Here is a 26848-nt window from a genome sequence, read left to right as displayed (position 1 = left end):
ATGAAGTGGATTTCTGCGGGTACCCACTCTGGCTACGGCACATATTCTATTCACGACCAGGCGCTGTCACCTGAGGGAACCCCGTTCCGCCTTCTTCGGTTGAGACTAAACAACCGGAGTAACCACCATGATCCCGACTCGGGTCCACGGCGTCATCGACTACCTCGTTGGCATTGTCCTGATCCTTGCCCCATATATTCTAGGCTTTGCTGATGGGACAGCCGCTCAATGGGTACCTATCATCATCGGCGTAGCAACGCTTGGCCTTGGCATGATCACGCGCCATGAGCTGGGCTTTGTCAAAATAGTGCCAATGACCACCCACATCATCATCGATGTGGCTTCCGGCCTTCTGTTGCTCGCTTCACCCTGGCTTTTCGGCTTCGCCGATCGGGTTTGGTGGCCACACGTGCTGGTGGGCCTTTCCTATATCGTCATCTCGCTGCTGACCGCGCGTCACAGTCCCGTCGAGTCTACTGTGCGGGCTTGAGCTTAACGCTGGCGAGGTCCCCATGTCCCACGAATGAGACCTCGCCCATTGGCACGTTTGCACCAAAAACACGGTGCTCGATTTACGAGATACGGCCCCACTCTTCGAAGTGTGCGTTTTGCATCTCTCGCCAGGGTCGCCGACGCCGTAAGTCCTGAGAGTGTCCCCGTCTCAAAATGCCTTAAGTGGCATCCTGCAGCGGATGTTTATCTTCAAAGTGCGCTGTCGTGATCGCCCCTCTTATAGTTCTGATGGTGGGTGCGTTCCGGGGACGGTCCGCTTTTTGTGTCCGCCGATCCAAAAGCCGACTGTCAGCAACCCACCCCTGGGCGGACTGTCTGAAGTCGACCCCATTTTGGACGCTCGTTGAGGTTGAGCCAGAACCCGGAAGCGGACGTAGGCCGTCACCACGGTAACGCTTTGAAAGTTCAACCCGCTGTATGTCGACAAGGCAATGGGTTTCAATGCGCATGCCGCTGCGCACAGGCTGGCATGCCAAGTGCGCAGGATTTGTCAGGCGACTTCATGCGACGGTCCGGTGGCATCAGCATACAAGGACACCCTATGCACAAGTTGCGAACTCTGGAGAGCTACCGCGAACGGCTGGACCGGGTAACTAGCTACATCCACGATCATCTGGAGGACGAGCTCTCCTTCGATCGGCTGGCGGAGATCGCCTGCCTCTCACCCTATCATTGGAGCCGCATCTATCATGCGATCCAAGGAGAGACGATTGCAAATACCATTCGCCGCCTGAGGCTGCAGAGGGCTGCAGATCGGCTTGCCAACACCGCCATGGAGGTGAGCGAGATCGTCGAACACGCCAAGTATGGGTCGGCTGAGGCATTCGGGCGAGCCTTCAAGGACATGTTCGGCCTGCCGCCGGCCTCGTACCGTGCGAAAGGATCGCACGCGGCCTTTGCTGCCGCCAATGCAGCAGTCGACGCCGAAGGTTTCCCAACGGAAATTGTGGAGTTGCCGGAGCGGCGATGCGCGGGCATCGATCATGTCGGTTCCTACATACAGATCGACCGGGCCATGAGCAGGCTTTTCAGCGATTTGTCAGCCCAAGGCGTGCTCCCGACCGCGCCTGCGATGATCGGTTTGTTCTTTGACGATCCCGGCCTTGGCCCAGAGGAGGCGCTCCGTTCGCGCGCGGTACTGCCAATCGAGCCAGGGGTTGAGATCGGTTCCCCTTTGGTCGAGACGATACTGCGCGGCGGCTCCTACGCGCGTCTGAGCTATACCGGCCCATACGCTGACATGCGTGGAGCCTATCGTTGGCTTCTGGGCACATGGCTACCTGCATCGGGCCTCGAACCTGGCGACGCACCGATTTTTGAAGCCTATCTCAACGATCCTCGGGAGGTGCCTCAGAACCAGTTAAGAACGGATATTCACCTGCCTTTGCAGGCCCTAGCATGACGCGTCGGCTGCCGGCGGAGGTCGATCGGGTATTCAGGCGATTGCCTGAGGCTCAGAAGGCTGAACTATTGGTCGTGCGGGACCTGATTTTTGAGGTGGCGGCCGAGCGACGCGTCGGCCGAGTGACTGAGACACTGAAGTGGGGCGAGCCGGCCTATCTGACGCAGGTCAGTAAAGCTGGAAGCACCATTCGGTTGGGTATCACAAAAAGCACACCGGGCCGGTGCGCGGTGTTCTTCAGCTGCAACACGACGCTGATTGCCGAATTTCGCACGCGGTTCTCCGACAGCTTCTCGTTCGACGGTAATCGAGCTTTGATTTTGCCCTCAGATGGAAGCTGGTCGCGCATCGGCTTGGCTATGTGTCTCGGGGAAGCACTGACCTATCACCGCAGAAAATTGCACAATCGACCTGCCACCTAATCGATTTCACGCACATGATAGAGCGAGCCTTGCCGCGACTGTGTCCGCTATGTGTCCAGGAAAAGTCGCTAGCCGCCAGTTCCCTGCCCACCCCGATGCCGCCAGTTATCGGCAATTGTGTCGTTCTTACTTTGGCTGATTGATCATCTCGGCCCGGCCTGGTTCAGCTTTATCGAGCGAACTGACCGGGAACAAGATCAAGCGCTGTTTCATGGCTACTACGACCGCACCTGCAAGTGTCTTCGTCCCAAGCGCCTCATGGATGCTGCGACAATGGGCATGAACCGTCCGCTCGCTGATGCCGAGGTTCAGACCGATCTCGCTCGCAGTCATTCCCTCTGCGATGAGTTCAAGAACTTCCAGCTGCCGGGATGTGAGGACCGGGTTCATAGCTCGATCATTCCCGTTCGGGTGTGTTGTCCAAGTAGTGGTGGCGAGTCTCGGTGGCGAATGCGTTGCAGTTCGCCACAGCTCCACAGAAGCGCTTTGGTACGCTTGGTTTACCTTAAAGCTTGTCTAACCGCCGTCAAAGCTGTTTCGAAATCGAACGGTTTGCGCAGCATAGCGCTGCTTGGCACGCCCTTTTTGGCCCACTCCTCCGCGCTGTCCCCGCTGACATACAGCACCGGCAGATCCGGCATGAGCTCACGGGCTTTGTTCGCAATAGCCCAGCCGTCAACATTGCCTGGAAGTCTGATGTCGGTGAGTAGGAGATCCAAAGGCCTTCCTCGTTGAAGCTCCAACAAGGCACCGGGCCCATTGCTGACTGTCGTCACCTCGTATCCTGCCTCAGCCAGCATCATCTCGATGGGAAAGGCCACCAAGGGATCATCTTCGACATACAAGATGCAAAGTCGGCTCAACTGAAAGACACGCTCAAATCAGGCAGCTGCAGCATACCCTTCTTCAGCGAGGCCGTTCTAGTGCCAAACCGATCGGTCCCAGAAGTGGCTAACAGGGCATCAAAGCTCGTCAACTGCCAGGCTGATACGCCGCCGCAGAGGCTCATAAAGTACTGGTGTACCTTGGCCTAGCTTTCATGATTTCAGCGATGTCCGAAAGGATCTCGGAGAGCTCGGCAAGTGCGGCGAGCTCTCCTTCTCCTCCCTTACCCAAGCGCTCCAACTGAACGTCGATGTCTCTGCCCAGCTGAGCAGCGTGGACTCGAGCGACTGCCAATTCTTCAACCGGATTGGACACGATTACGTCTCTCAAAGCGGCTCGTGAATCAGTAACGCCTTGAGGATTGAGGCACAGAGCGGCCTCTGGAATTTGGCTTGGTCGATATAGAGTTTCACCCCACCGTTCTTGAGGCTTACAGGTGCGGCCAGAGCCTCACCCAATGTGCCGCCTGGAAACCTGCCGGCGAGTTCGGCTGCCGCTTCGCCTTGGTGTGGTGCGAAGGCCGCCACATAGACCAGTGACTTGACTTTGGCGTCGCCGCTTGCGGCGGCCGAAATTACTGCACCGCCATAAGAGTGGCCGACCAGAACCACCGGGCCATCAATTGCTGCGACAAATCACTGCCTTGGTGGAGGAGCAATGCCACTCGCGCGTTAAATTGAACTTTAGGTCGGGAGGGCAATATCTGGCCATTCGCCGCGCGAGCGGTTGGCGGCGGGGGTGCCATGCGGATCAGCACAATCACGAACCTGGCCTATGTCATCACGGTGGGCCTGACCCTACTGTCCGGCAGCGCTTTCATCATGTCCACGCACTATGCAGGAGAGCAGGAGCGTGCTGCTGAGGCTGCATGGGCACTGGACGAGTCCATCGAGACGCTGGCTCGTTCGGCAGAAGCGACGACAGAAGACGCACGCCTTTACGTCTTCACAGGCGAAGGTCGATATCAGGAGGCGTTCCAGAGAGCGCTTGATCAAGAGCGCGAGCGCGAACGATCAATTCGTTTGCTCCTCGATCAACCGCTCCCAGTGGAAGAAGCCAATGCTCTGAAATCGGTGCAAGACAACGCTGAAGCGCTCGACGCCATCGAAGAAGCCGCTGTCGAAAATTTCTCTCAAGGTCGAGCCGAACAGGCTCGCACCGCGCTGTTCTCCCCAGAGCATGAAGAGGCGCAGTTTGGTCTTCTGAGCAGCGTCGAGCATTTCGTCGATCTTGTTTCAACCAGAACTCAAGCGGAGCTTGAACGAACCCGTGCCGCGGCTGAGCTGTGGGGAACGGTCGCCAGATGGCTGCTGGCCTCGACTGCCCTCGTCTTCCTCAGCGTGCTCTACTTCGTGTTGACGAGACGTGTGACCAGGCCGTTGCTTCAAATGAGCGGGATTGTGAAACGCTTGGCAAAACAGGACTTTGACGTTCAGGTCGTAGCCGACAATCGTCGCGATGAGATCGGCGACATGAACGAGGCGATCCAGATCTTTCGGCAAAACGGTCTGGAGCGTGAGCGTCTCGACCGGGAGCGCCGCAAGGACCAAGAGACCAAGGACCAGATCCTCCAGCTCATGCATCGCCTGCAGGCTTGCCGGCAGGAGAGTGAACTGCCGCCTGTCCTGTCGCTCTATGCCGAACGTTTGTTTCCCCAGCTGGCGGGCCACCTCTGCGTCATGAACGACGGTCGGACCACGCTTACGGTAAAGGGCACCTGGGGAAACCCGTCTCTCACAGCACAAGAATTTGGCGCGCTCGAATGCTGGGCGATCCGGCGGGGACGAGTGCACCTCAGCGCGAAGGACAAGGGCGACGTAACGTGTGCCCATGTTGGAGAGGAGCCGCTTGGCGCAGCCCTTTGTGTGCCACTTGCTGCGCGGGGCGACACTGTTGGCGTTTTGTATTTCGAAGGGCGAGGGGACAGCGAGGCTCTGGCCAAGGCTCGCGTCTATATCGAACTCGTTGCGGAGAACCTGGCCCTTGCCATCGCCAATATCCAGCTCCGGGATCGCCTGGCCAACCTGGCTGTGCGCGATCCACTGACGGGCCTATTGAACCGTCGTTCGCTGGACGAAGGCTTGAAGCGTCTCAGCCGTCAGCCCGAGGAATTGCCCGCGGCTCTGATGATGATCGACATCGATCACTTCAAGCGCTTCAACGACGAGTTCGGCCACGATGCCGGAGACTTCGTCATGAACCAAGTGGCAGCGGTCATGACCGACATCGTCAAGGGGCAGGGTGTGGTCTATCGGTTCGGTGGAGAAGAATTCTCCGTGATCGTACCCAAAGCGACCAAGACTTCGGTTCTTTCCCTTGCGGAAAATCTACGAAGCGCCATCGCCAACAACCCGGTAGGCTACCAAGGGCAGCCGCTCGGATCGGTCACTGTTTCCGTAGGGGTGGCTTCAACGGAAGACGGGCAAACAGCCTCGACGCTGCTGCAGCGCGCAGATGCTGCACTGTTCCAGGCCAAGACCAGCGGTAGAGATGCTGTAAGATCTGATTGGACCATGATGCATGATTGAGGTGCTGAGGGCTCCCTCTAAACGTCAGAGCTTATGTGCGAATTTGCGAACGGCTCCGGATGTCACCTTGCATGGATATCCGCTCACCGCTCCTGCAATAGCACGGAATGTCAGATAATTACCTTTGACTGAGGGGCGAATGTTTCGATTTGGACCTTCAGCAAACGACCCCATTCCGGTCCTTCAAACATCATTGCGGCTGCCTGGAAGCCGCCGGTCCGCTAAGCGCAGTCTCGAAGAGCGGTGCTTCTTCCACGATGTAATCACTAAGCTGCTTTGTTGTGTCCCAGTTTGGTATGCAATCGGGCTTGGTCGTGTCGCCTGCCGGTCAGCAGTGCTAGCGAGAGTCCGTGCGCTAACGCGCGGGACTTTCGCCTGTAAGGTGAAGCGGATCACTGGATTCGTCTTTATAGCCCCATACCCCGGGTAGCTGAGTCAACACGATCATCTTTCTCGTCGGCATTACTCGCTGCGGCAAAGGGTTGCTGGAGGATCTGAACCGCGAGACTCGCAGTGAGCATGACCGCGCCGGAGGCAAACGCCCAACGCACGCCGACGATCTGAACCAGTCCACCCAACACGATCGGTGTGGCGATACCGGCAACGAACGCCATCTGGGAAAGCGACGATACGTTGGTTGCTGCAGGTCGATCTCCGATACGAGCGGCTGCCGCAATAGCCATCGGAAACAGAGCGCTGGTGCCAACGCCCATCAGAAGCAGGCCGAGGAATGCGACAACAATGACTGGCGAGAGAACCACCAAGCAAGGCCCATCGCTGCGATCAAGGCCAGAACGAAAGCCAGCCTTTCTTTCCCTACGAGAGATGAAAGATGTGGAAAGGTGAGTCGCCCCGCTGCCTGTCCAATGGCCCAGGCGGTAACAGCGGCCGTAACAGTGGTCCCATCAGCCGCATAGCCATCCCGCAAGAGGATACCGGACCAGTCCGAGGCCGCGTTGTCGAGATAGAGTGCCGCACCGCCGGCCAGGAACAGCATCAGGATTTTTCCGGTAGGAAAAACTATTTTTGAATAGAGCTCGTCCGTTTTCGGCATCGCGCTCTTCCCCCCGATCCCAGACGTGGCCACCACAACGAGGATCGTCGCGATTGGAAGAATGATGGCCAGATGCAACCACGGCGCAACTTGGAGCGCGCGAAAACCAATACCCGCCGCGCCCGCCACCACGGTCGCAACGCTATAAAAACCATGAGCGCGAACAAGGACCGGCCGATCAAGCGCAGCCTCGATGTTATCGGCCTCGACATTGCCGGTGACCGCAATTACGCCCTGCAGTGCCCCAGCTGCGGCCATACAAGCAAACAAAGCTCCCATGTTTCCAGCCAAGGTCGCACCAACTAGGGCAACCCCCAACATTGGCACAACGATTCGAAAGCTTTGGCTGAAACTGAGCCTAGCCGCCCATCGCGTGCCGAATGTAAAAAGCAGAAGCGTCCCTGCGGGATAGCCGGCAAGTCCAAAGCCGAGTTCCCACCCGTCAAGCTCAGCGAGGCGTTGTACATCCGGGATGCGTGGATACCAGCTGCCCAGCATCACCGCGCAAGCGAAGAATGCAGTATAAAGCTGCCAGGCTGCGGGCAGAGCTGTTCTTGAATAGGTGCCAGGATTCATGCTCGCCTCCGAAATGCGACAAGCCGGACATGCGATCAGGCCCACTTGGCTGCCGACGGTAGCTAAAGTCGCTGATCGGACCATTTTGGTCGACCCGATTTTGGCTAGAGGCGTAGGAATCGTCCGAAGCTCGCGATGACTAACCTGCTGAAGCCATGCCCGGTCGCCGGAAGGTGTAACTGAGCAACCTGTGTCCATACGTCTGACCTAGAAAACAGCACGGGCGGCGCCACTATCTTCGCTTTGGGCGGGGCAAGTGCCGACCCCTTTTTAGACCCACGACCAGACTTGGCAAAATCTGGTAAGCGGCCGTTGCGAGGCTTTTTGCTAGCTAACGCCATGGAGGGACGTGGAGATAGTCAGCGCCTCGGCGTGGAGCTCACATTAGAAAGTACCTTCTGAAAGCACCGCGCCTTTGTGTCCGCATAACCTAGCTTGCCGTAAAAGGCTTCAACTTGCTCATTGCCTTCGCGCACGAGCAGGTTGACCTTCCATACACCTTGCGGCAAGCCAGCTCTCTGCCGTTTCGACAATCAAACGCCCAAGCCCTCGTCCCCGTTTAAGGGACGAAGACGCCACATAGTACAGCCAACCGCGATGACCATCATGGCCGACGATGGCGGCAGCCACGAGCAGATCGCTGATCGTACCGACCAGCACCGTTGAATTGTCGTTCTGACGTGCAAAGGCGATGTCATAGCGTGGATCATTCCATGGCCTCAGCAAACCCGCCTCATTCCAAAGCTTGACTACCTGCTCAACATCATCGTCATTGATTGTCCTCACCATCAACGATGGCTTCATTTCGCCCTCCAAGCTCTTTGCCCCTAATTGGCAGCAGCAACTCGGCCCCGATACACGGCGGTGCGCAGCTCGCCGATATACTGCGCCAGGTCGGGCATGGCGCTGGCCATCGCCGCGGCAACCTCTGCCTCGATGTCATAGGGAAGTCTCACAATGCTTTATAGGCTTTCCGATCCGAAAGAGACGACACCTGCGGCTAAGAACGGCCCACGACGTCTGAAGCCCCTAGTTTTCAAGCCACTCTAGAGCGCCTTCAAAAGCTCATTCAAACCATCATCAAAGCTGTCACCAGTGTTGGGGGACGGTGATTGGGACAGATTGTGTTCGCCCGCTAGCGCCACCGCCAGGGCGGCACCGTGGGTATAGTCAACCAAGATATGCCCCCATAACTGCGAACGATCTGGCGAGAGTCCTGCTTCCTCAAGCAATTTGTTCAGGTCGGAGGTTATCCGCCTCGCGTGGCCAGGGAAAACCGATGGACGGCTGAATATCGCCAAAGTGAGAGCCGGGTGCTTCAACACCTCAGAGTGGTAAGCGGCAATCAGCCCAGCGACTCTGGCGCGAGGGTCGCCGTCTTCAGGTGGGTGCACTGCGGAATAAACGCTATCCGCCAAAGCCCTGGTCAGCCCGTCACGATCGACAAAGTGATGGTATATGGTCATCGGGTTTATGCCGACGCGCGCTGCTAAAGCACGCATCGTCAAGCCTTCGAGCCCTTTAGCATCCAGGATGGCCAGCGCTTCGGACAGGATCTTGCTTGGCGAAACGGCTTCTGTGTTTGCTGACGGCCGTCCAGGCCCTCGTTTGGTCATGCCTCAACTCGGTAACTGGATTGAACCAAGCCGGAAGGGAACGATCTTGTGCTAATGTGGCCTAACGGAATATCCCGTTGAATGCCGCCGAAGAGAGGGCGGCCCGCTCCCAGCAGAATGGGAATGCGGGTGATCACCATGTCCTTAATCATATTCAGCGACAGGAAAGACTGAATGACTTTCCCGCCATCAACATAGACGCGCTTGATCCCCTCTTCTTCCAACATCGCCATCACCTCGCTGGGTGACTTGTCAGAGAAGCGAACTTTTCCGGCGAGGTGTTCGGGAACAGCTTGGAGCGACAGGCTGGAGGACAGAACAACCACCGGCCGATTATAAAACCATTCGCCCATTCCTTGGACTGCCTCAAAGGTTCCGCGCCCCATCACGATGGTATCGATGTCTTTGATAAACTCATCATATCCATGATCCTCACCAGCTTGGTCGTGCTGGAGCAGCCAATCGATCTCGCCATTCTCTCTTGCAATGAAGCCGTCTAGGCTTGTTGCGATAAAAACATGTCCGGTTATCAAACCCACCTCCGACGTTATTATACGGCGTATAATAATTTGTCGAAGCGAGTGTCAAGCGGTGTATGCGCTGTTCGTTTCGTACCCGTTGAACGGCTCACCGCGATAGAAAGAGACTCCGGACCTGCTCAAGAGGAAGGCCCATTCTCAGGCCCCTCTAGTCTGGAGTCATGGCCGACAGTTTTCTCTTGAGCTAAGTGTTCAAAAAGGTTAGTTAGCCTTTGAGAAAACTAAACTCGGGTGCAGCGAATGCGAATTGTTATCTTGAACTTCTTATCTCTAGACGGAGTGTACCAAGGGCCAGGTTCGCCCGATGAGGATCGCTCAGAGGGGTTCAACCGAGGAGGTTGGTTCGTACCTTTTGCTGATGCTGCGTTGGAAGCGACCGTGGAGCAGTGGGCACAGTCGGCAACAGGGTTCCTCTTCGGGAGAAGGACCTACGAAGAATTTTCTTCCGTCTGGCCGACTATAACGGATGTTAGCGACACCAATGCCGCCCGGCTGAACACACTCCCGAAATATGTGGTGGCAACATCGCCTATCAACACCACTTGGGGACCCGTGACCGTGCTCGACAAGAATGTCGAAGATGCAGTGGCGGCCCTCAAGCAAAATGAGGGTGGTGAGCTGCAAATCCATGGCAGCGGTCATTTGGGCAGATCGATGATCGCCGCGAATCTCGTTGATGAACTCCGCATCGCCATTGCGCCGGTCATTGTCGGCCAAGGCCGGAGGCTCTTTGGCGAAACAACTGCTTCATTGGGGTTCGACCTGGTGTATCAGGAGCGAACATCGACAGGTCTCATCATGTGCCGGATGGAACGATCCGGCCATGCTGAGGTGGGGACCTACGTTCGCGGCCAGACTAACCGTCAGGACAGATAAGCAGCAAGCATAGGAGAGCGCGATGACATTGGTGCAAGAACCGCAGTCAGGTGATTTGACTGCAGTTTTCTTGGCGCTCGCCGATCCGACACGTCGCGCAGTAATAAAGCGGCTGAGTCAGGGACCTGCGAGCGTCAGCGACCTCGCGAGCCCCTTCAGGATGAGACTTCCCTCTTTCATGAAGCATGTTCGGATCCTTGAAATGAGCGGTATGATACGAACGGCGAAAAGCGGACGTATTCGTATGTGCATGATCGATGCTCCCGGCCTAACTCGAGCCGAGATCTGGTTGGCCGAGCAGAGGGCCATCTGGGAGGCTCAGACGGATCGTCTGGAGGCTTTTTTGATGCAAGAACAGTCAGAAAACGAAGCGAGCAATGTACAGCGTGGTGAGTGAACTCGACCTTGAATTGTCACGCGTTATTAGGGCCCCTCGGGCGCAAGTATGGAACGCTTGGGTTGATCCAACGCGACTTGCCCAGTGGTGGATACCCAAGCCTATGTTGTGCCGTGTTCTAAGTCTCGACGTTCGTCCGGGTGGCTCGTTCGTCACCCAGATGAGCGAAAATGGGGAGGACTTTCTCCCTCATCTAACCGGCTGCTTTCTCGATGCTGTTGAGCAAAAGCGCATCGTATATACCAATTCATTGACCGGCGGCTGGAGACCCGCAAGCAAAGGCTTTGTCACCGCAATCATCGATCTTGCGGACCACCCAGACGGCACCCTCTATCGAGCGGTTGCCTTGCACAAGAGTCGAGCTGATCGCGAAACGCACGAGGAACTTGGATTTCATGACGGTTGGGGCACAGTGGTCGCGCAATTGGCGCAATTAGTGGAGACTTCAAACTAAGCTCCTCATGCACGGCGCGGCAGCTCGCGACCCCGGAGTAGCCGGTCGGCAGTCGACCCCATTTTGGTCTTACAAGGCGAATGAGTTCCCGAAAACTGCCGTCGGCCATACTAGGCAAGGACATGTTACGGGTTCGATCTGGGCAAAGTCAGTTCAACTGCAAAGTTATGGCTGGCTCATCGTCTCTTGGAACTCAGCTCGGCTAGATCCTCTCGACCTATAGACCCACGTCTGCAGGTGGCTCACCGACGCCACGACTAAGATATCGACGGGCGCGCAGGTAAGAAATCCTCTGCGCCCAGAGTGACAGCACCTCACTCGGCAGCTATGGCTGGCGACATGACCACTGCCCATGTTTCCACTCGCGGCGCCAATCCTGCCGCTGCGCTTTGGCTCGCCACTTTCGCCCTGTTAGCCCTCACTGCAATGAACGCGATAATCCACGAGGGGGCTAAGGTGGCGCCGGTGGGTCAACTGGTTTTTTGGCGGAGCTTTGTGGCGCTCGGTCCGATCCTGCTCTTTCTTGCATTTCGCAGGGAATTGGGCACGGCGCTGCGGACAAACTATCCGCATAAGCACCTGATCCGTGGCGTTCTTGGCTCCGGCGTCATGATGTTCAACTTCATCGCGCTGGCGTATCTGTCGGTTGGTCTGGCGCAGGCGATCAGCTATCTGACGCCGATCATGTCATTATGTGCTGCGATGGTGCTCCTGCGCGAGCGCCCCAGCTGGTTGATCCTGGGAGGCGTGGTACTCGGGCTGTTCGGCATTCTGCTGATGCTGTTTCCAACGCTGATTGGCACCGACTTCCGGCAGGGCATGCTGATCGGCGTAGCGGCAGGGCTGGCAATGGCGGCGACCAACGCTCTGTCGCGGGTGCAGGTGAAAGACCTCACGCGGACCGATCCGCCGGCCAGTATCGCGCTGTCTTTCGCGGTGGTGAGTAGCCTCGTGGGCTTTGCCACGATCCTATTTGGTTGGGCAGAGCTTGATAGCCAGATTTTGATGCTGCTGCTCGTTGCTGGACTTCTGGGTGGCATCGGCCATGTGTTGATGACCGAGGCAGTGGCGCGGGCGCCGGTGTCGCTGCTGGCCGGGTACGAGTACACGGGTATAATCTGGGCTTTCCTGTTCGACGTGCTGCTGCTGGGTGTTGTGCTCGATGCCTGGTCGGTATCCGGCGCGCTGGTCGTCGTCGGGGCTGCAACCCTTGTGGCTTATGAGCAAAGGCGGCTCTCACGCCAGCCGACGTCTGGCGTCTGAACGGAGGGATGACCGAATTGATCAATGCAGACGATGACACGCGCCGCACAGCAAGTACTTGCTGTTTGGCTACGGGCCTAAGCTCCCAAGTTAGGTAACTTCCGCTTTTCTAGGCGATCTATCCAGGAGCAGACTGTCTGCAACCCACCCCAGAGGTGCCGGTCGGCAATTGCCCCCATTCCGTCATAACAAAATCGCTGACTGAGCAGGGTGGCCTGGCTGCGGCCAAAGGTGCAAGGGGTCGATCATGTTCAACGCGGGCTTGGCCGAAAGCACAACGATCCAGTGGCCAAAGAGCCGCCGCGCTTCAGGGACTACCTGGCGACGTTGTCAGCCGCAGGAGGCGCGCGTGTGGGAGCCTGCAGTGCTCGCTCGGTCAGCAACTTGGCAGGCAGTGACCGAGCCGACCGTAGACATCTGAGTGGGCTACAGTTCTCGCCACCGAAGCGGTATGCGGCCTGATGCTGCTTTCCACCTCCTAAGTCGGGTCAAGCATTTAGCATCACCACTTGGGTCTCAATCATAGCGGCGTGCTCGAGAAATGTAGATGATGAACCGATGTCGACTGGCAGGACGTAACGAGATCGGGCTCTGCCCGACCTCGCAATCTCACTTACGACTGAGCCGCCTGTTCTGCTTCCGAATTTTCTATGCCCAGATTGGCATAGGTTACAGGGTTTGCGTATTCCAGAACCTACTTGATTTGCTGGCCCTCGAGTTCAAACTTGAACACATATACCTTGTTGTAGGTCAGCTTTTCAGCGCTACTGATGATGTCCCCGTTGGCCTGAAGAAATACGGCTCGGCCATCATGTGAGACGGTCCATTCCTGGTCATTAAACGAGACGCGGTCAAATTTCGCACCAACGGAACTGATGTACCCAAGAATGTGCTCCTTCCCGTCAAATGCATACCAGGGGCTGGGAGTGCCGTCGATATTAAGCCTGATGATCAACCGTGAGTCATCACTCAACAGCTGACCGATCGCTGCCGGATCACAGGCCTCGAAGGCAGAGATAAAATTCTTTGCCCATGGTCCTTGCTTATCTGGGCTACCGCAAAAACGCTGCAGAACGTGCCAACGCCCCAGCTTGATGTAGCGCCTGCTGAACGTGCCAACCTGTCCGGCAGGTTTTGGGCTCCGCTTGATTAAAGTCAGCCGTTGGTCATGAATCTTGGCGGTTTTAGCGTGGGCATTGTTGCTTCTACGGTTGATCAAGGCAGCAGCTAGTGGCCTGACAAGCTGCACGAGACATACCAAGAGGCTCGGACCGATAGGAGGCCAGGTGGTTGTCCAGAGTATGTCCTACAGGTATGGTGCTTAGCTAACCCCTTGGAGTGCTGAACATTATGAAGAAGGCTGTTCCCCACGGTGGGAGCGGAACGTTGGTGGCGCATGTCTCCTCTGCGCTGCGCCAAAAAATCCTGGCAGAGGGCTTGAAACCTGGCGACAAGCTGCCCAGCGAGGCACGGATCGCCGAGGATTTCGGGGTTAGTCGCACTGTAGTGCGTGAGGCCGTTGCAGCACTTCGCGCTGATGGCCTGGTCGAGCCGCGCCGTGGGGCCGGAGTGTTTGTCGTTGAGCCGGTGCCAGCGAGCGTACTGCCATTTCGAGGCGTCGATCACGCCCGCATCTCTTCGATAGTCGATCTGCTCGAACTGCGAACCGCCGTAGAAACCGAAGCCGCAGCACTGGCTGCCGTCCGACGATCAACAGCGCAGGAAGAACAAATTCTGAGCTGCCACGCGCGGGTGCAGGAGTGTATCGAAGCCCAGGTATCCACCGCCGAGGCTGACTTCGCACTGCATGTGGCCATTGCCGAGGCGACGAACAATCCGCGTTTTGGAGAATTCATGCGGTTGATTGGCCCAAATGCGATTCCTCGCACCAATCTTGAGCGTCCGCCCGGGCGTGACTACCTGGCCCAGATATTTCGCGAACACGAGTCTATCGTCGCCGCGATCTCCGGTCGGGATAGCGAGGCCGCACGCCATTCCATGCAGGAGCATCTCAAAGGCAGTGAGAGACGGTATCGCGCCATCCTTATAGCTAGGGCCTAGTTATAATACAACTATGGACATCTATCATTCAGGTTGCTATCGGCTGGAGGACGTGATCTCGACAAAGGACTCCTCCGATGGACTTCGCTGCCCTCAAGCAAAATTTGGGAGCTGGTCTGCTCTCGTTTCCGGTGACGCACTTCGGCCGCGACGGACGCTTCAATGCCGAATCCTATCGGCGCCATATCGACTGGCTGTCTGGCTTTGAAGCAGCCACGCTGTTTGCCGCAGGGGGCACTGGAGAGTTCTTCTCGCTCCACCCAGGCGAGGTTCCGGCCATTGTCAGTGCGGCTAAAGAGGCGGCGGCCGGCCGAACGACAATCGTGTCGGGCTGCGGTTATGGGACAGAACTGGCGATCGACATAGCCAGAGCGGCCGAAAAGGCAGGTGCTGATGGTATCCTGCTGCTCCCGCACTATCTCATCGATGCGCCTCAGGAGGGGCTGTATGATCACGTTCGTCGGGTCTGCCAATCTATCGGCATTGGTGTCATGGTCTATAACCGAGACAACTCCATCATCACTGCCGACACATTGGCGCGCCTGTGCGAAGTCTGCCCCAACCTGATTGGATTTAAAGACGGATCGGGAGATATCGGCCTCGTTCGTCAGATCACTGCCACGTTGGGAGACCGGCTGACCTATCTGGGTGGCATGCCCACTGCGGAGCTCTTCGCCGAAGCTTATCTGGCCGCGGGTTTCACCACGTATTCCTCGGCGGTGTTCAACTTCGTTCCTGGTCTGGCGGTTGAGTTCTACAACTCACTGAGGGCGGGCGAGCGCAGCAATTGCGAGCGAATTCTCAAGGATTTCTTCTATCCCTTCATGGCCCTTCGATCGCGCCGCAAGGGCTATGCCGTAGCAGCCGTCAAGGCGGGTGTTCGCCTGCAAGGCTTCGACGCGGGTCCAGTCCGCAGCCCCCTGTCCGATCTGACAAGTGAGGAGGAGGCGGTGCTCCTTAAACTCGTCGACCAGCACAAGAAATAGCAGCCGCGCGGGCCGGCCCGAGCGGGGCGCGCTCCGATCCCCCAGTTCTAGCGGCAGTTGAGCGGGATGTATCACCGATGAAAATGGAACTGCTGTTCGACGCACGGTGCAAAGTGGGCGAGTCTCCAGTTTGGACCGATGGCGCCTTATACTGGGTCGATATCGAATTGCGTCAGTTGCACTGCTTTCAGGCAGGGCAGCACCGCACGATGGATCTGCCCTGCACCGTCAGTGCCATAGCGCCCGCAGCCAGGGGCTTTGTCGCCGCGGGAGGGAGGGGCTTCGGCTTGGTGATGCCTGGTACTAATGCGGCAAGTTTCAAACCATTGGCAAATGTGCTGTCGGCAGATGTGCCGATGCGAATGAACGATGGGGCATTGGATCGCCAAGGCCGGTTCTGGGCGGGGTCAATGGGTATACCGGTGGACCCGCATAGCCCGGTTGGACAGCTTTTCTGCCTCAACGGAAAAGGCGAGGAGCCCCTCTTGGCAGGGCTTCTGGTCCAGAATGGTCTCGCCTTTTCTCCTGATGGCCGGACGATGTACCTCTCGGACTCCCACCCTCAGGTCGCTACAGTCTGGCGTTTTGACTACGACACCGAGCGGGGCATACCATCGAACCGGACATTTTTTAGCAGTCGCTTGGAGTTGGGCGGGCGGCCCGATGGCGCGGCGATGGACACCGACGGGTGCTACTGGGTTGCGGCAAGCGATGGCGGCCAGATCGTTCGTCTGACGCCGCAAGGGCAAGTGGACACTATTGTCGAGGTGCCAACGCGCAATCCGACCAATGTTTGTTTTGGCGGTCCGGGCCGGCGAACGATGTTTGTTACCTCTCTGATTTCCAGTCGACCAGACAGCTTGTCGGGGGGGGTATTTGTGCTCGAAACGCCGTGGCAGGGGATCGCCGACGTCCCTTGGATCCCGCTAACCTAGAAGTCTGCGCATAACTATCCGAAAAAATGAAACCTGTATGACAACTCCTTGACAGCGCTGGTGATCGGTTGTACAAATACTGATAATACGCATTACCAAACTAGGGAGGATCTGTTGGGGAGGCGCGTCACACAACGAGACATCGCCCGCATGGCAAGCGTTAGCCAGGCAACGGTTTCCCTCGTGCTCAACGGCGTTTCTGAGGCTGTTGCCCGCATTCCCGCCGAAACCCGCAAGCGGGTCCAGGAGCTCATTGTTTCAACCGGATACGTTGCAGATCCTGCAGCGCGGAGTCTGGTGAACGCCAGCAATCGTATTCTGGGGGTATTTACCTACGAGCCCGCCTTCCCGAGCGGCCAGGCCGATTTTTTTACGCCCTTCCTGTTCGGCATTGAAGAAACGGCTCAGAACCAGGGCTACGACCTTCTGCTATTCACGGGACGTGCCACGGAGGCAGATGGCAGGAAGCGCATTTTTCACGCCGGAAGCCGCCTCAGAATGGCGGACGGGTGCCTGTTGCTCGGTATTGTCTTTGATCAAGACGAGTTGTTGCGGCTCATCGAGTCTGACTATCCCTTTGTCGCCATTGGGCGGCGTGAGGATGCGAGTGGCCGAGTTCCCTATGTGGGGGCAGACTACGTCACCGCCACAGCAGACCTTGCCGCTCAAGCCATGAAACTGGGCCACTCGCAAATGGCGTATGTGGGTCCAGTTGATGGTGCTGAATCGCGTAGCGACCGATGGCAGGGTTTTGCGAGGGCGATTGCCGGCAATGCCTCCGTCGTATGTCAGGAGCCTGGCTCTGGCTTGGATCCAGAGCCTTTGCTCGATCGCGTGTTGGAAGCGGGCGCCACAATCGTCTTCTTTGTGGAGCTGGCCGACGCGGTGCCCTTTAGGGATGCGGTCCTCAGCAGGGGGCTGAGTGTGCCCGAAGATCTGTCCATCGTGGTGCTGGGTAGCCATGTCCGAGCCTCAGCGGAAGGGATCGGCTTTACCACCTATGCGGTGCCGCGCGAGGAGATGGGGCGCCAGGCTACGGACATGCTGGTCGGGATCATCACGGGCAAGCAGAGCCCTCAGCAAATTCTACTCAAATGTAACCAGGTCCCGGGCGAAACGCTCGGGCCGGCAAAAGCACGGATAAGAACTTGAAAGAGCTACGAGCAGATATCGTCGTCATCGGTGGCGGACTGGGAGGTGTTGCTGCGGCCCTGGCCGCCGCGCGCGCCGGCAAACAGGTCATCATGACCGAGGAATACGATTGGATTGGCGGCCAGTTGACGAGCCAGGCGGTGCCTCCCGATGAGCATAGCTGGATTGAGCAGTTCGGCGCTACCCGTTCGTACAGGGCCCTGCGCAATGGCGTCCGGCAGTATTATCGCGACCATTATCCTTTGACCGAAGCGGCGCGCGCCCGGACTGACCTAAATCCAGGTGCAGGAAGTGTCAGTCGCCTTTGTCACGAGCCCCGCGTGGCGCTTGCCGTCATGCAGGCCATGCTCGCACCCCATATTGGCGCAGGCCGCCTCCGGATGCTTCAACCCTACCGTCCGGTCAGCGCGGAAGGACAGGGCGACCGCGTGTCCTCAGTGACGGTGCAGCATCGTGACACCGCTGACCAGCTGATCCTCACTGGACAATACTTTATCGACGCGACCGAATTGGGTGACCTGCTACCGCTTACCGGCACCGAATATGTAACGGGCTTCGAAAGTCAGGCTGAAACAGGTGAGCCCAACGCCCCCGATCAGGCACAGCCTGACAACCAGCAGGCAGTGTCCATCTGCTTCGTCGTCGATCACGTCGATGGCAACCATGTGATCGACAAGCCGACCAACTACGACTTCTGGCGCGACTACCAGCCCGACTTCTGGGGCGGGCCATTGCTGGGCTTCAAGGCACCGCATCCCCGCACCCTAGAGATCACCGAACGAGCTTTCACGCCAAACCCGGATGACGATCCGGCCGCAGTCATCGCCGATCAGCGAATTGGCGGCGGTGACATGAATTTGTGGACGTTCCGTCGGATTGCCGCGCGGCAAAACTTTGTTCCAGGCGCTTATGCCTCCGATCTCTGCCTCGTTAACTGGCCGATGATTGACTACTTCGACGCGCCTATCGTCGACCTGCCAAGGGAAGAATATGAGCGCCATCTAGCTGCAGCTGCGGAGCTCTCATATTCAGTCTTCTACTGGCTACAGACTGAGGCGCCGCGCACCGATGGCGGCCAGGGTTTCCCCGGTCTCCGCCTCAGAGGAGACATAACCGGCACTGAACACGGCCTCGCCATGGCGCCCTATATCCGGGAGAGCCGTCGCATCCGCGCGCGGACCACCATCGTCGAACAGCATCTGTCGCTCGAAGTGCGTGGAGACAAGGGCGCAGTCCATTATCCCGACAGTGTCGGGATAGGCATGTATCGGATCGATCTGCATCCCTCGACGGGCGGCGACAACTACATCGATGTGGGCTGCTGCCCATTCGAGATCCCGCTTGGTGCATTGATCCCGCAGCGCATGACCAATCTGCTGCCGGCCGGAAAGAATATAGGCACGACCCATATCACCAACGGTTGCTACCGGCTGCACCCGGTGGAGTGGAATATCGGGGAGGTGGCCGGGCTGCTTGCAAGCCATTGCCTCGACACGCAGCAGACACCCGAAGCCCTGCACTCCAGCGACACTCGGACCAAGGATTTTCAGGCGCGTCTCGCCCGCGAAGGGATCGAGATGCGCTGGCCCGTAATCGCCGGCTATTGAGCCGAACGATCCACCATCACACAGGAGGATAGGTGATGAAGCTGTTTAAAAAGAGTGGACTGGCTGCTGCGCTCTATGCGTCAGCAGCGCTCATATCCATGAATGCCGCAATGGCTCAAGATCAGATCAACTTGAGGATGCTGATCTGGAGTGCCAATGAAGACCACCTTCGGCTTTTCAACGAGATCGCCGATGCCTACAAGGCACAAAATCCTCAGGTCAGCGTGACCTATGAAGCGGTGCCCTATGGCGAATTTCCGACCACGCTCACCACTCAGATCGCTGGCGGCAATGCCCCCGATCTGACCTGGCTAACCGAAACCGGGTCATTCGATTTCATCGCCGCGGGCGCGATGTTCCCCCTGACCGAAACCTTCCGCACAACGGAGGGGTACGAGCTCGAGGACTATGCGCAGGCTTCGATTGACTCCTGGTCGCAAGACGGCGAGCTCTATTTCTACCCGTTCTCAACCTCGCCCTTTGCTGTCTTCGTCAATAACGACCTTGTTCGGGAGGCCAAGCAGAAGACGCCGGCAGAGCTGGTTGCCGAAGGGACCTGGGACTGGGAGCAGGCCGTCGAAATTGGTGCGGCTGTTAATGCCGAAACGGGTAAGCACGGCATCATCTTTCGCGACTTCGATTATACCGGCTGGACCCGCCTGGCGCCACTTTATACCGGCTGGGACGTCAAGCTTTGGTCTGAAGACGGCAAGACCTGCATGATGAATGCGCCTGAAATGGTCGATGCGATGAGCTTCCTCCATGACGCCATCTTCGAGAAGAAGGCTATGCCTGGCCCAGGCATAGCCGCCGACTTCTTCGCCGGCGACGCTGCCATGACCATCACGCAGATCAGTCGAGCAAATCTGCTCCCCACTGGCGATGACGCCTTTGAATGGGATCTCGTCCCACTGCCAGCCGGTCCGATTGGGGATTACGGCTATGTAGGTGCCGCCGGCATTGGTGTTCTCAAGGCGTCTCCGCACGCGCAAGAAGCCGCAGACTTCCTGGCATTCTTCTCCAACAAGGAGAATGTCACCAAGCTGGCTCGCTATTTCCCGCCAACACGGTCAAGCGTCCTGACGCCTGAAGTCCTTGCCGCGTCCAATCCGTTGCTCAGCGTCGAGCAACTCACGGATGTTGTAATCAAGGGCGTGGTCGAGGGTAGGTCTGCAGCCGGTCACACCAATTATGAGCAGATCGTCCAGAATGTTCGAGCTTCCCTGGACTCGCTTTGGGTGCCCGACGCTGATGTCGCCCAGGTGCTTCAGGCGACCTGCGATAACTTGAACCCGCTGTTGCAGCGCTAAGGATCAATCCATGGCAAGTGCCAAGCCCACAACCGGTATGGAGGGGGCGCGCAAGCGCCCCTTCTGGACCATACAGCGCAAGGACCACGTCACCGGGCTGATCTTTGTCGCTCCTCAGTTCATCGGCATTATCACCTTCGTCTTCGTGCCGCTCATCCTCGTCTTCTACTATTCGATGCACGAGTGGAACGTGCTGGCGGGCACGTTCACCTTTGTGGGCAGCGAGAACTACGAGGAGCTGTTCCGTGACCGGGCCATGCCTGGGGTGCTGGCCGCTACTGCCATCTTTTCCTTGGGACTGGTTGTTCTCAATATCTCACTAGCTCTGCTGCTGGCGGTGTTGGTGAACCAGAAGCTGACCGGAATGTCGGTGTTTCGCACGCTATTCTTCTCGCCCGTCGTTGTGTCCGTTGTGGCCTGGGCCATCGTTTGGCGCTTTCTGTTGCAGTCCAATGGCGGCATCAATGGGCTGCTCTATATGGTTGGCATTGAGGGCCCCAACTGGCTCCGTCTGCCGCATACGGCCATGATTTCGCTCATTGTCGTCCAGACATTCAAAAGCGTGGGTCTCAATATGGTGCTGTTTCTAGCGGCTCTGCAGGGGGTACCGCGCGAGCTTCATGAAGCTGCGCGGGTGGACGGTGTTCCACCTTTCAAACAGTTCTATCGTATAACCTTGCCGCTTATCAGCCCGACCCTGATGCTGGTTTCCATCGTGACCATCGTGGGCGCGCTGCAGGTCTTCGGCCAGATTGAGGTCCTTACCCAAGGTGGCCCCGGTACCTCCACGACGGTGTTGGTCTACTACTTCTACCAGCAGGCATTCCAGTTCCTGAACTTTGGTTACGGCTCCACCCTGTCGATCATACTACTCGGCATCGTTGCCTTGCTGACCTACGCGCAGTGGCAGCTCCGCCGGAAGGTTGTCTTTTATGAACACTAAGCTTTCTCCCCGGACACAGGTGGCGCTCTACGGGCTGCTGTGTCTGCTGCTCTTCCCGTTCATTTTCCCGACTTGGTGGATGATCACCTCTTCGATCAAGCCGATCAGTCAAATATTCGCTTTCCCACCAGAGCTGTTTCCGTCCCGCGTTGATTTTTCGTCCTATACCACCGCCTTCGAGTTTCAGCCGTTTGCCAGGCAGTACTTCAACTCGGTCTACATCTCTGTGGTGGTGACCGTGCTGACGATGTTGATCTGTTCGTTGGCTGGCTACGCCTTCGCGCGGATCAAGTTTCCCGGCGCCAACATCATGTTCATGGTCGTCCTAATGGGGCTGCTCGTCCCGTCGGAAGTGACACTCATTCCACTGTTTCAGATGTTCCGCGCCTGGGGGCTGTCCAATACGCATTGGCCGCTGTTGCTGATCCAGACGATTGGTGCCTCCAGCGTCTTCGCCACTTTCATCATGCGACAGTTTTTCATAACGCTGCCGTTGGAGTTAGAAGAAGCCGCGCGGATCGATGGACTGAGCAGGCTCAAGATTTTCTGGACCATTGCCTTGCCGCTCTCGCGACCGGCCTTGGCGGCGGTCGCAATCTTTACGTTCCTCCACAGTTGGAACTCCTTTCTTGAGCCGCTGGTTTTCATCTCCTCGCGGGAGTTGTTCACCCTGCCGGTTGCCCTCGTAAACTTTACCGACGCCTATGGCGGCGAAATGTGGAACGTGCAGCTTGCCGCTTCCACCATGTCAGCAATCCCCGTGCTGGTCGTCTTCGTCATTGCTCAACGACACTTCATAGAAGGCCTGGCTCACACCGGGTTGAAAGGATAATCCCATGGCCAATGTTTCCCTCTCGGGCATTCGCAAGAGCTTCGGCGCCGTCGACGTCATCCAGGGCGTGGACATCGACATAGAAGATGGTCAATTCGTCGTTCTCGTCGGGCCTTCAGGCTGCGGCAAGTCCACCCTTTTGCGCATGCTGGCAGGTCTCGAGACCATAACAGACGGCGACATTCGCATCGGTGAGCGGACGGTCAACGAGCTGGAGCCTAAGGATCGCGACATCGCGATGGTCTTTCAAAACTATGCTCTCTATCCGCATATGACCGTCGCCAAGAACATGGGCTTCTCGCTTGAGCATCGTGGCGGCAGCAAGGAGGAAATCGCAACTCGCGTGAACGACGCTGCCGCGATCCTTGGGCTTTCCGGCCTTTTGGACCGCTTCCCGCGTCAGCTCTCAGGCGGCCAGCGCCAGCGGGTTGCTATGGGACGGGCGATTGTGCGCAACCCGCAGGTCTTCCTGTTTGACGAACCCCTGTCCAATCTTGACGCCAAGCTACGCGTGGTCATGCGCGGGGAGATTAAGGCTCTTCATCAGCGCCTGCGCGTTACCACCGTCTATGTCACGCACGATCAGGTCGAGGCCATGACTATGGCTGATAAGATCGTCGTTATGAATGGTGGCAAGGTCGCTCAGATGGGCTCGCCGTTGGAGCTCTATGATCGCCCTGAAAATCTTTTCGTAGCCGGATTTATTGGTTCTCCGGCCATGAACCTGATCAAAGGCACGATCTCGGCCCAGGGCTTCGTTGCTGGTGGCACAGTCCTACCGATGGAAGCGAGTGCCTCCGCAGGCCGTGAAGCTTATTATGGCATAAGGCCCGAGCACCTCGACCTGGTCTCAGACGGTGGCATAGCCGCAGAGGTGCTACTGATCGAGCCCATGGGCGCGGAAACCCAACTAACGTTTCGCTGTGGTCAGGTGCAGTTAATAGGCATATTTCGGGAGCGTTTTCTGGGGCACGTGGGCGACATGGTTCGTATCCAGCCGCGGCTTGACCTTATCCATCTGTTCGACGCTTCTACTGAACAACGAATTGCCTGATTACAAACCAGCTCCCCGTACCGTTTCGGTTCGGGAACAGCAGGTAAGACTGTTAGGCGAGCCGGGCCTCCAGGTGCTCTGCGCAGTGCTGCCACTACTAATTGAGCAAGAAATGCATATAGGGACCCAACTCAGTGGCCAAGCGCTCGAAAAGCTTGGCGACGGCTATCTCCGTCAGCTTGCGCAGTTTGGCATTCGCCACGTCTGTATCGATCCCCCAGGAAATCCGCACGACTGGACGCGGGATGTGTTATCGAGACACATCGATCGTTTAGACGCGGCAGGACTAATACTCGATATGGTGCAACTGCCCTTGTCGTCTTCTGGCGTTGATAGGGTGGCGTCACCCAACATCGTTCTGGGGCGCGATCCAGACAGACATCGAGAGATCGACAGCATACGCCGCATCATAGAGATGCTTGGCGAACTCAAAGTCGGTGCTGCCAAGTATAACTTCAACATTCTGGGCATCCCACGCACCCCCAGCGAGCTCGGGCGAGGCGGCGCACGCCTCTCCACCTTTCGCCACGATCTGACCGCCGACGATACTGTGCCGACCACTGCGGGGAATGTGTCGGCAGAGCAGATGTGGGAGCGGATAACCTGGTTTCTGGAGCGGGTGGTGCCGGTCGCGGAGTCTTCTAAAGTGCGGCTGGCCTGCCATCCGCATGACCCGCTGACGCGACCTGGCTACCGTGGCATGGAAGAGCGCGTATTGGGATCTGCCGATGGCCTGAAGCGCTTCGTGCAGACAGTGGAAAGCCCCTATCACGGCTTGAACTTTTGCCAGGGGACAATTGCCGAGAGTCTTGAAAATCCGCGGGACGAGATCGAGCCGATCATCCGCTGGTTCGGTGAACGGGGGAAGATTTTCAATGTGCACTTCCGCAACATCCGAGGGGGTCGCTATTCCTTCACCGAAGAATTTCCCGACGCTGGCGATATGGACATGGCATCCAGTTTTCGGCTGTACCAGGAGTTGGCGGTCGATTGCATGATCATGCCAGACCACGTACCCGAGATCGACGGGGCAGCACCCTTCGAGACCGCCTTTGCTTTCTGCTACGGCTACATTGTCGGGCTGTTCCAGGCACACGGTTGGGATCCCTACGGTCCACCATTGAGGCCCCTTTCGGAATAGCTGCTGCCCTCGAAAATCGCACGCTGACTAACGCTGTGGTCGGCATCTGGCAACTGGAGATTGTATGGTTAAACTCTTGCTGACCGGAGCTGCTGGGCGGCTTGGGTCATACCTGCACCAGTGGTTGGCCGAGCGCGGTCATGAGGTGCTCGCGACCGACATTCGCCAGCCCGACGATGGACCTCCACTGACGATCGCTGACCTCGCCGACCGCGGCGCTGTGGATGCGTTGATGGCGCGCGGCGTGGATGCGATCGTGCATATGGGCGGCTTGTCGACCGAAGCGCGTTGGGAGGACATTCTCAACGCCAACATTGCCGGCACCTACAATGTTTTTGAGGCTGCCCGGCACGCCCGCGTCCGGCGCATTGTCTATGCTTCAAGCTACCATGTGGTTGGCATGTACCCCACAGTGCAACGTCCGCTGGGTGTAGAGGCATTGCCACGGCCGGATTCGCTCTACGGCGTTTCCAAAATCTTTGGCGAAACGCTGGCACGTCTCTACTACGATAAATTCGGTTTGGAGTGCCTAGCCATCAGGATCTGTACGGCCAATCCACCCAAGACCACTCGAGAGACGCAGTTGTGGTGCAGTCGGGAAGATCTGGCCAATCTGATAGAAACGGCCCTGCTACACGATAAGCTGGGATACCGGATCGTGTTTGGCGTTTCGGCCAATGCTGGCGCGTTCTACGCCAACCCTGCAGACTCTGATCTTGGTTGGTCTCCGCACCATAACTCGGCCGAACTTGGCCTTCCGTTCGCCGGTTTGCCCCTCGACCCTGCGGATCCCCTCAATGAACGGCACGGGGGCATTTTCGCGATCTGGGGGCATTTCGAGGACTAGGCGTTCTGCTCCGGCACTGCCGTGCAGGGCAACGCGGCTTTTCCTGGCGATGTCGCCGCTAGTAGAAACTAATCGATGAAGTCATGATGCGCCGGGCTTGCTTCAACCAACGACCCGGCGCGAGCTTTTTGTGTCCCTCGGGCCTAATCGCCAGACCCCGCACGATCGGACGCCGGAACGCGATTTGCAGCACCGAAAACTGACGAGGTATTTGGAGCTCTTCAGCCAGCGCCCACCCAGAGGTCTTGGCCTTACTCGGTCGTGCTTCGGTAAAGTATCATTCCGCCGTGGTACAGGACGTCGTTGATGAAGTCGCCATCCGCGGTGAAACCAGTGTCGTCCCAGTATTCGATGTGGCTACCTTGAACCTCATAACGCCCTTGATAGGCGCTCTCGCGGTTCCCACGCGCCTCATCGTACCGTCCATTTGGTAGAAGCTCGTGACGGATTCGTCCGTCCTCAGTTACCCACATGCCAACGTATGGATGGTCTTGCAATTGATGTGATCCTTCTTGTGTGAGTGTAGGATTGCTTGCAAAAGCGACAAGCAAAGCGAGGCCCGCGGCTGTGATCATCTTCATCTGGCTGTGCCTAGGTGGTCGCCGTCGGCCGGATGGTGATTTCGTTTGTATCAACATCCTCTGGGGCTTCGATCAGATGGCGGACGGCGCGAGCGATTGCGTCTGGCTGAAGCGCGATATGTCTGTACTCCGCCATAGCTCGAGCGGCGGCCGGGTCGGTAATTGTTGATGCTAGCTCGGACTCCACTACCCCGGGGTTCACGCAGGTCACCCGTATGTTGCTCGTTTCCTGCCTCAAACCATCTGAGATCGCTCGAACTGCGTATTTGGTGGCGCAATAGACGGCGGCAGCAGGAGACACGGCCAAAGCCCCGATGGAGCCGATATTGATAATTTGACCAAAACCCTGGGACTTCATGGCTGGAAGAACAGCAGCAATGCCCCAAAGGACACCCTTGATGTTCACGTCGATCATTCTCTCCCACTCATCAACCTTGAGGGCATCTAGTGTTGAAAGCGGCATTATACCAGCGTTGTTAATGAGCACATCGATACGGCCCCACTTCTCCAGCGCCGCGGCGGCAAACTGTGCAACAGCGTGGCGGTCGGTGACGTCAAGCGCGCCGAATTCGGCGCGGCCACCTCGAGCTCGTATCTGTTCAGCTACTGATTTCAGCTGTTCCGTGCGCCGCGCGCCCAACATCAGATTAGCGCCAGCGGAGCCTAGTTCTCGAGCAATTCCGGCACCTATGCCGCTGCTTGCGCCAGTTATGAGAATTACTTTGTCTACGCTGTTCATGGCATATCTCCTTGGGACCGCCCCTATGGCTGCTATGCGCATGAAGGTCTCGGCGGCCTGAGGTCGCCGAAAGCGGGGCATCTGGTGTGCTCATCAAGTTAGCCACCAGCGATGGAAAGACAACTTGCGTTCTGA

The 26848-nt window shown here is 57.7% G+C and carries 30 protein-coding genes and 1 pseudogene; 19 read left to right on the top strand and 12 right to left on the bottom strand.

Annotated elements, in window-relative coordinates:
* The first annotated feature begins 127 nt into the window (after positions 1–127).
* The 3 genes from VIL88_RS02770 to VIL88_RS02760 all read left to right on the top strand — a co-directional run bounded on the left by VIL88_RS02770 (position 128) and on the right by VIL88_RS02760 (position 2337).
* Positions 128–490, top strand: coding sequence for an SPW repeat domain-containing protein (locus tag VIL88_RS02770; protein WP_331985684.1), 363 nt, complete (start codon positions 128–130; stop codon positions 488–490).
* Between the two features lie 564 nt (positions 491–1054).
* Complete coding sequence (locus VIL88_RS02765) at positions 1055–1915, top strand: AraC family transcriptional regulator (RefSeq protein WP_331985682.1); 861 nt, start codon at positions 1055–1057, stop codon at positions 1913–1915.
* A complete protein-coding gene (locus tag VIL88_RS02760) occupies positions 1912–2337 on the top strand; it encodes a DUF1801 domain-containing protein (protein ID WP_331985680.1) in 426 nt (141 codons plus the stop codon). The genes VIL88_RS02765 and VIL88_RS02760 overlap by 4 nt, the downstream gene beginning before the upstream one ends.
* A 126-nt stretch (positions 2338–2463) precedes the next feature.
* Here VIL88_RS02760 and VIL88_RS02755 read toward each other — a convergent pair whose 3' ends face one another.
* From VIL88_RS02755 to VIL88_RS02745, 3 genes and pseudogenes are all read right to left on the bottom strand, one after another.
* The gene (locus tag VIL88_RS02755; protein WP_331985678.1) at positions 2464–2727 is read right to left on the bottom strand and encodes a helix-turn-helix transcriptional regulator; all 264 of its coding nucleotides are present in this window, start codon (positions 2725–2727) and stop codon (positions 2464–2466) included.
* A gap of 110 nt (positions 2728–2837) precedes the next feature.
* Positions 2838–3182 carry a response regulator gene (locus VIL88_RS02750; protein ID WP_331985676.1) on the bottom strand — a complete coding sequence of 115 codons (345 nt, stop codon included), beginning with the start codon at positions 3180–3182 and terminating at the stop codon, positions 2838–2840.
* 423 nt (positions 3183–3605) lie between these two features.
* A pseudogene (locus VIL88_RS02745) lies at positions 3606–3854 on the bottom strand (alpha/beta fold hydrolase); the annotation flags it as partial.
* 111 nt (positions 3855–3965) lie between these two features.
* Here VIL88_RS02745 and VIL88_RS02740 point away from each other — a divergent pair.
* A complete protein-coding gene (locus VIL88_RS02740) occupies positions 3966–5750 on the top strand; it encodes a diguanylate cyclase (RefSeq protein ID WP_331985674.1) in 1785 nt (594 codons plus the stop codon).
* Positions 5751–6157: 407 nt separating this feature from the next.
* Here the strand turns inward: VIL88_RS02740 and VIL88_RS02735 are convergent, their stop codons facing one another.
* From VIL88_RS02735 to VIL88_RS02710, 6 genes are all read right to left on the bottom strand, one after another.
* Complete coding sequence (locus tag VIL88_RS02735; protein WP_331985672.1) at positions 6158–6463, bottom strand: hypothetical protein; 306 nt, start codon at positions 6461–6463, stop codon at positions 6158–6160.
* The gene (locus tag VIL88_RS02730; protein ID WP_331985670.1) at positions 6463–7380 is read right to left on the bottom strand and encodes a hypothetical protein; all 918 of its coding nucleotides are present in this window, start codon (positions 7378–7380) and stop codon (positions 6463–6465) included. Before VIL88_RS02730 ends, VIL88_RS02735 begins: the two co-directional genes overlap by 1 nt.
* 459 nt (positions 7381–7839) lie before the next feature.
* A complete protein-coding gene (locus VIL88_RS02725) occupies positions 7840–8184 on the bottom strand; it encodes a GNAT family N-acetyltransferase (protein WP_331985668.1) in 345 nt (114 codons plus the stop codon).
* 23 nt (positions 8185–8207) lie between these two features.
* Complete coding sequence (locus tag VIL88_RS02720) at positions 8208–8336, bottom strand: hypothetical protein (protein WP_331985666.1); 129 nt, start codon at positions 8334–8336, stop codon at positions 8208–8210.
* Between the two features lie 90 nt (positions 8337–8426).
* Positions 8427–8996 (bottom strand): TetR/AcrR family transcriptional regulator, encoded by a 570-nt coding sequence (locus VIL88_RS02715; protein WP_331985664.1) that lies wholly within the window; start codon positions 8994–8996, stop codon positions 8427–8429.
* Positions 8993–9535, bottom strand: coding sequence for a dihydrofolate reductase family protein (locus VIL88_RS02710; protein WP_331985662.1), 543 nt, complete (start codon positions 9533–9535; stop codon positions 8993–8995). The genes VIL88_RS02715 and VIL88_RS02710 overlap by 4 nt, the downstream gene beginning before the upstream one ends.
* A 240-nt stretch (positions 9536–9775) precedes the next feature.
* On the opposite strand from VIL88_RS02710, the gene VIL88_RS02705 reads away from it, so the two are divergent.
* The 4 genes from VIL88_RS02705 (at position 9776) to VIL88_RS02690 (ending at position 12525) form a co-directional block, all read left to right on the top strand.
* The gene (locus VIL88_RS02705) at positions 9776–10411 is read left to right on the top strand and encodes a dihydrofolate reductase family protein (RefSeq protein WP_331985660.1); all 636 of its coding nucleotides are present in this window, start codon (positions 9776–9778) and stop codon (positions 10409–10411) included.
* Between the two features lie 22 nt (positions 10412–10433).
* The gene (locus tag VIL88_RS02700; protein WP_331985658.1) at positions 10434–10808 is read left to right on the top strand and encodes a metalloregulator ArsR/SmtB family transcription factor; all 375 of its coding nucleotides are present in this window, start codon (positions 10434–10436) and stop codon (positions 10806–10808) included.
* Positions 10789–11262 carry an SRPBCC family protein gene (locus tag VIL88_RS02695; RefSeq protein WP_331985656.1) on the top strand — a complete coding sequence of 158 codons (474 nt, stop codon included), beginning with the start codon at positions 10789–10791 and terminating at the stop codon, positions 11260–11262. The genes VIL88_RS02700 and VIL88_RS02695 overlap by 20 nt, the downstream gene beginning before the upstream one ends.
* Positions 11263–11589: 327 nt before the next feature.
* Positions 11590–12525, top strand: a complete 936-nt coding sequence (locus VIL88_RS02690) for a DMT family transporter (RefSeq protein ID WP_331985654.1) — start codon at positions 11590–11592, stop codon at positions 12523–12525.
* 694 nt (positions 12526–13219) lie between these two features.
* Here VIL88_RS02690 and VIL88_RS02685 read toward each other — a convergent pair.
* On the bottom strand, positions 13220–13744 hold the full coding sequence (locus VIL88_RS02685) for a nuclear transport factor 2 family protein (protein ID WP_331985652.1): 525 nt from the start codon (positions 13742–13744) through the stop codon (positions 13220–13222).
* A gap of 131 nt (positions 13745–13875) precedes the next feature.
* On the opposite strand from VIL88_RS02685, the gene VIL88_RS02680 reads away from it, so the two are divergent.
* The 11 genes from VIL88_RS02680 to VIL88_RS02630 all read left to right on the top strand — a co-directional run bounded on the left by VIL88_RS02680 (position 13876) and on the right by VIL88_RS02630 (position 25393).
* On the top strand, positions 13876–14586 hold the full coding sequence (locus VIL88_RS02680) for a FadR/GntR family transcriptional regulator (protein WP_331985650.1): 711 nt from the start codon (positions 13876–13878) through the stop codon (positions 14584–14586).
* 77 nt (positions 14587–14663) lie between these two features.
* A complete protein-coding gene (kdgD, locus tag VIL88_RS02675; RefSeq protein ID WP_331985648.1) occupies positions 14664–15572 on the top strand; it encodes a 5-dehydro-4-deoxyglucarate dehydratase in 909 nt (302 codons plus the stop codon).
* A gap of 77 nt (positions 15573–15649) precedes the next feature.
* Entirely contained in the window at positions 15650–16507 is an 858-nt protein-coding gene (locus VIL88_RS02670; RefSeq protein WP_331985646.1) for an SMP-30/gluconolactonase/LRE family protein, read from the top strand.
* 114 nt (positions 16508–16621) lie between these two features.
* Complete coding sequence (locus VIL88_RS02665; RefSeq protein WP_331985721.1) at positions 16622–17659, top strand: LacI family DNA-binding transcriptional regulator; 1038 nt, start codon at positions 16622–16624, stop codon at positions 17657–17659.
* On the top strand, positions 17656–19266 hold the full coding sequence (locus VIL88_RS02660; RefSeq protein ID WP_331985644.1) for an FAD-dependent oxidoreductase: 1611 nt from the start codon (positions 17656–17658) through the stop codon (positions 19264–19266). The genes VIL88_RS02665 and VIL88_RS02660 overlap by 4 nt, the downstream gene beginning before the upstream one ends.
* Before the next feature lie 35 nt (positions 19267–19301).
* Positions 19302–20576: a sugar ABC transporter substrate-binding protein gene (locus VIL88_RS02655; RefSeq protein ID WP_331985642.1), complete on the top strand. Its 1275-nt coding sequence runs from the start codon at positions 19302–19304 to the stop codon at positions 20574–20576.
* A 10-nt stretch (positions 20577–20586) separates the two neighbouring features.
* Positions 20587–21519, top strand: coding sequence for a sugar ABC transporter permease (locus tag VIL88_RS02650; protein WP_331985640.1), 933 nt, complete (start codon positions 20587–20589; stop codon positions 21517–21519).
* On the top strand, positions 21509–22351 hold the full coding sequence (locus VIL88_RS02645; protein WP_331985638.1) for a carbohydrate ABC transporter permease: 843 nt from the start codon (positions 21509–21511) through the stop codon (positions 22349–22351). The genes VIL88_RS02650 and VIL88_RS02645 overlap by 11 nt, the downstream gene beginning before the upstream one ends.
* Positions 22352–22355: 4 nt before the next feature.
* Positions 22356–23405 carry a sn-glycerol-3-phosphate ABC transporter ATP-binding protein UgpC gene (locus VIL88_RS02640; RefSeq protein ID WP_331985636.1) on the top strand — a complete coding sequence of 350 codons (1050 nt, stop codon included), beginning with the start codon at positions 22356–22358 and terminating at the stop codon, positions 23403–23405.
* Positions 23406–23517: 112 nt separating this feature from the next.
* Positions 23518–24546 carry a mannonate dehydratase gene (locus VIL88_RS02635; protein ID WP_331985719.1) on the top strand — a complete coding sequence of 343 codons (1029 nt, stop codon included), beginning with the start codon at positions 23518–23520 and terminating at the stop codon, positions 24544–24546.
* A gap of 64 nt (positions 24547–24610) precedes the next feature.
* Positions 24611–25393: an NAD(P)-dependent oxidoreductase gene (locus VIL88_RS02630; protein WP_331985634.1), complete on the top strand. Its 783-nt coding sequence runs from the start codon at positions 24611–24613 to the stop codon at positions 25391–25393.
* Between the two features lie 251 nt (positions 25394–25644).
* Here VIL88_RS02630 and VIL88_RS02625 read toward each other — a convergent pair whose 3' ends face one another.
* Entirely contained in the window at positions 25645–25974 is a 330-nt protein-coding gene (locus VIL88_RS02625) for an Atu4866 domain-containing protein (protein WP_331985632.1), read from the bottom strand.
* A 10-nt stretch (positions 25975–25984) separates the two neighbouring features.
* Entirely contained in the window at positions 25985–26713 is a 729-nt protein-coding gene (locus VIL88_RS02620) for an SDR family oxidoreductase (RefSeq protein WP_331985630.1), read from the bottom strand.
* Positions 26714–26848: the final 135 nt, after the last annotated feature.

The sequence above is a fragment of the Devosia sp. genome, from assembly GCF_036563435.1.
Classification (GTDB): domain Bacteria; phylum Pseudomonadota; class Alphaproteobacteria; order Rhizobiales; family Devosiaceae; genus Devosia.
The sequence above is the reverse complement of the archived record's forward strand: the minus strand, read 5'-3'. Positions and strand labels throughout refer to the sequence as shown.

Bases quoted from the DNA above. Each gene is read 5' to 3' on its own strand.
- VIL88_RS02640 (WP_331985636.1), top strand. From the start codon at position 22,356: ATGGCCAATGTTTCCCTCTCGGGCATTCGCAAGAGCTTCGGCGCCGTC.
- VIL88_RS02755 (WP_331985678.1), bottom strand. From the start codon at position 2,727: ATGAACCCGGTCCTCACATCCCGGCAGCTGGAAGTTCTTGAACTCATC.
- VIL88_RS02670 (WP_331985646.1), top strand. From the start codon at position 15,650: ATGAAAATGGAACTGCTGTTCGACGCACGGTGCAAAGTGGGCGAGTCT.
- VIL88_RS02620 (WP_331985630.1), bottom strand. From the start codon at position 26,713: ATGAACAGCGTAGACAAAGTAATTCTCATAACTGGCGCAAGCAGCGGC.
- VIL88_RS02690 (WP_331985654.1), top strand. From the start codon at position 11,590: ATGGCTGGCGACATGACCACTGCCCATGTTTCCACTCGCGGCGCCAAT.
- VIL88_RS02760 (WP_331985680.1), top strand. From the start codon at position 1,912: ATGACGCGTCGGCTGCCGGCGGAGGTCGATCGGGTATTCAGGCGATTG.
- kdgD (WP_331985648.1), top strand. From the start codon at position 14,664: ATGGACTTCGCTGCCCTCAAGCAAAATTTGGGAGCTGGTCTGCTCTCG.
- VIL88_RS02650 (WP_331985640.1), top strand. From the start codon at position 20,587: ATGGCAAGTGCCAAGCCCACAACCGGTATGGAGGGGGCGCGCAAGCGC.
- VIL88_RS02680 (WP_331985650.1), top strand. From the start codon at position 13,876: ATGAAGAAGGCTGTTCCCCACGGTGGGAGCGGAACGTTGGTGGCGCAT.
- VIL88_RS02725 (WP_331985668.1), bottom strand. From the start codon at position 8,184: ATGAAGCCATCGTTGATGGTGAGGACAATCAATGACGATGATGTTGAG.
- VIL88_RS02770 (WP_331985684.1), top strand. From the start codon at position 128: ATGATCCCGACTCGGGTCCACGGCGTCATCGACTACCTCGTTGGCATT.
- VIL88_RS02740 (WP_331985674.1), top strand. From the start codon at position 3,966: ATGCGGATCAGCACAATCACGAACCTGGCCTATGTCATCACGGTGGGC.
- VIL88_RS02730 (WP_331985670.1), bottom strand. From the start codon at position 7,380: ATGAATCCTGGCACCTATTCAAGAACAGCTCTGCCCGCAGCCTGGCAG.
- VIL88_RS02635 (WP_331985719.1), top strand. From the start codon at position 23,518: ATGCATATAGGGACCCAACTCAGTGGCCAAGCGCTCGAAAAGCTTGGC.
- VIL88_RS02705 (WP_331985660.1), top strand. From the start codon at position 9,776: ATGCGAATTGTTATCTTGAACTTCTTATCTCTAGACGGAGTGTACCAA.
- VIL88_RS02765 (WP_331985682.1), top strand. From the start codon at position 1,055: ATGCACAAGTTGCGAACTCTGGAGAGCTACCGCGAACGGCTGGACCGG.
- VIL88_RS02645 (WP_331985638.1), top strand. From the start codon at position 21,509: ATGAACACTAAGCTTTCTCCCCGGACACAGGTGGCGCTCTACGGGCTG.
- VIL88_RS02700 (WP_331985658.1), top strand. From the start codon at position 10,434: ATGACATTGGTGCAAGAACCGCAGTCAGGTGATTTGACTGCAGTTTTC.
- VIL88_RS02735 (WP_331985672.1), bottom strand. From the start codon at position 6,463: ATGGGCGTTGGCACCAGCGCTCTGTTTCCGATGGCTATTGCGGCAGCC.
- VIL88_RS02695 (WP_331985656.1), top strand. From the start codon at position 10,789: ATGTACAGCGTGGTGAGTGAACTCGACCTTGAATTGTCACGCGTTATT.
- VIL88_RS02625 (WP_331985632.1), bottom strand. From the start codon at position 25,974: ATGAAGATGATCACAGCCGCGGGCCTCGCTTTGCTTGTCGCTTTTGCA.
- VIL88_RS02655 (WP_331985642.1), top strand. From the start codon at position 19,302: ATGAAGCTGTTTAAAAAGAGTGGACTGGCTGCTGCGCTCTATGCGTCA.
- VIL88_RS02715 (WP_331985664.1), bottom strand. From the start codon at position 8,996: ATGACCAAACGAGGGCCTGGACGGCCGTCAGCAAACACAGAAGCCGTT.
- VIL88_RS02630 (WP_331985634.1), top strand. From the start codon at position 24,611: ATGGTTAAACTCTTGCTGACCGGAGCTGCTGGGCGGCTTGGGTCATAC.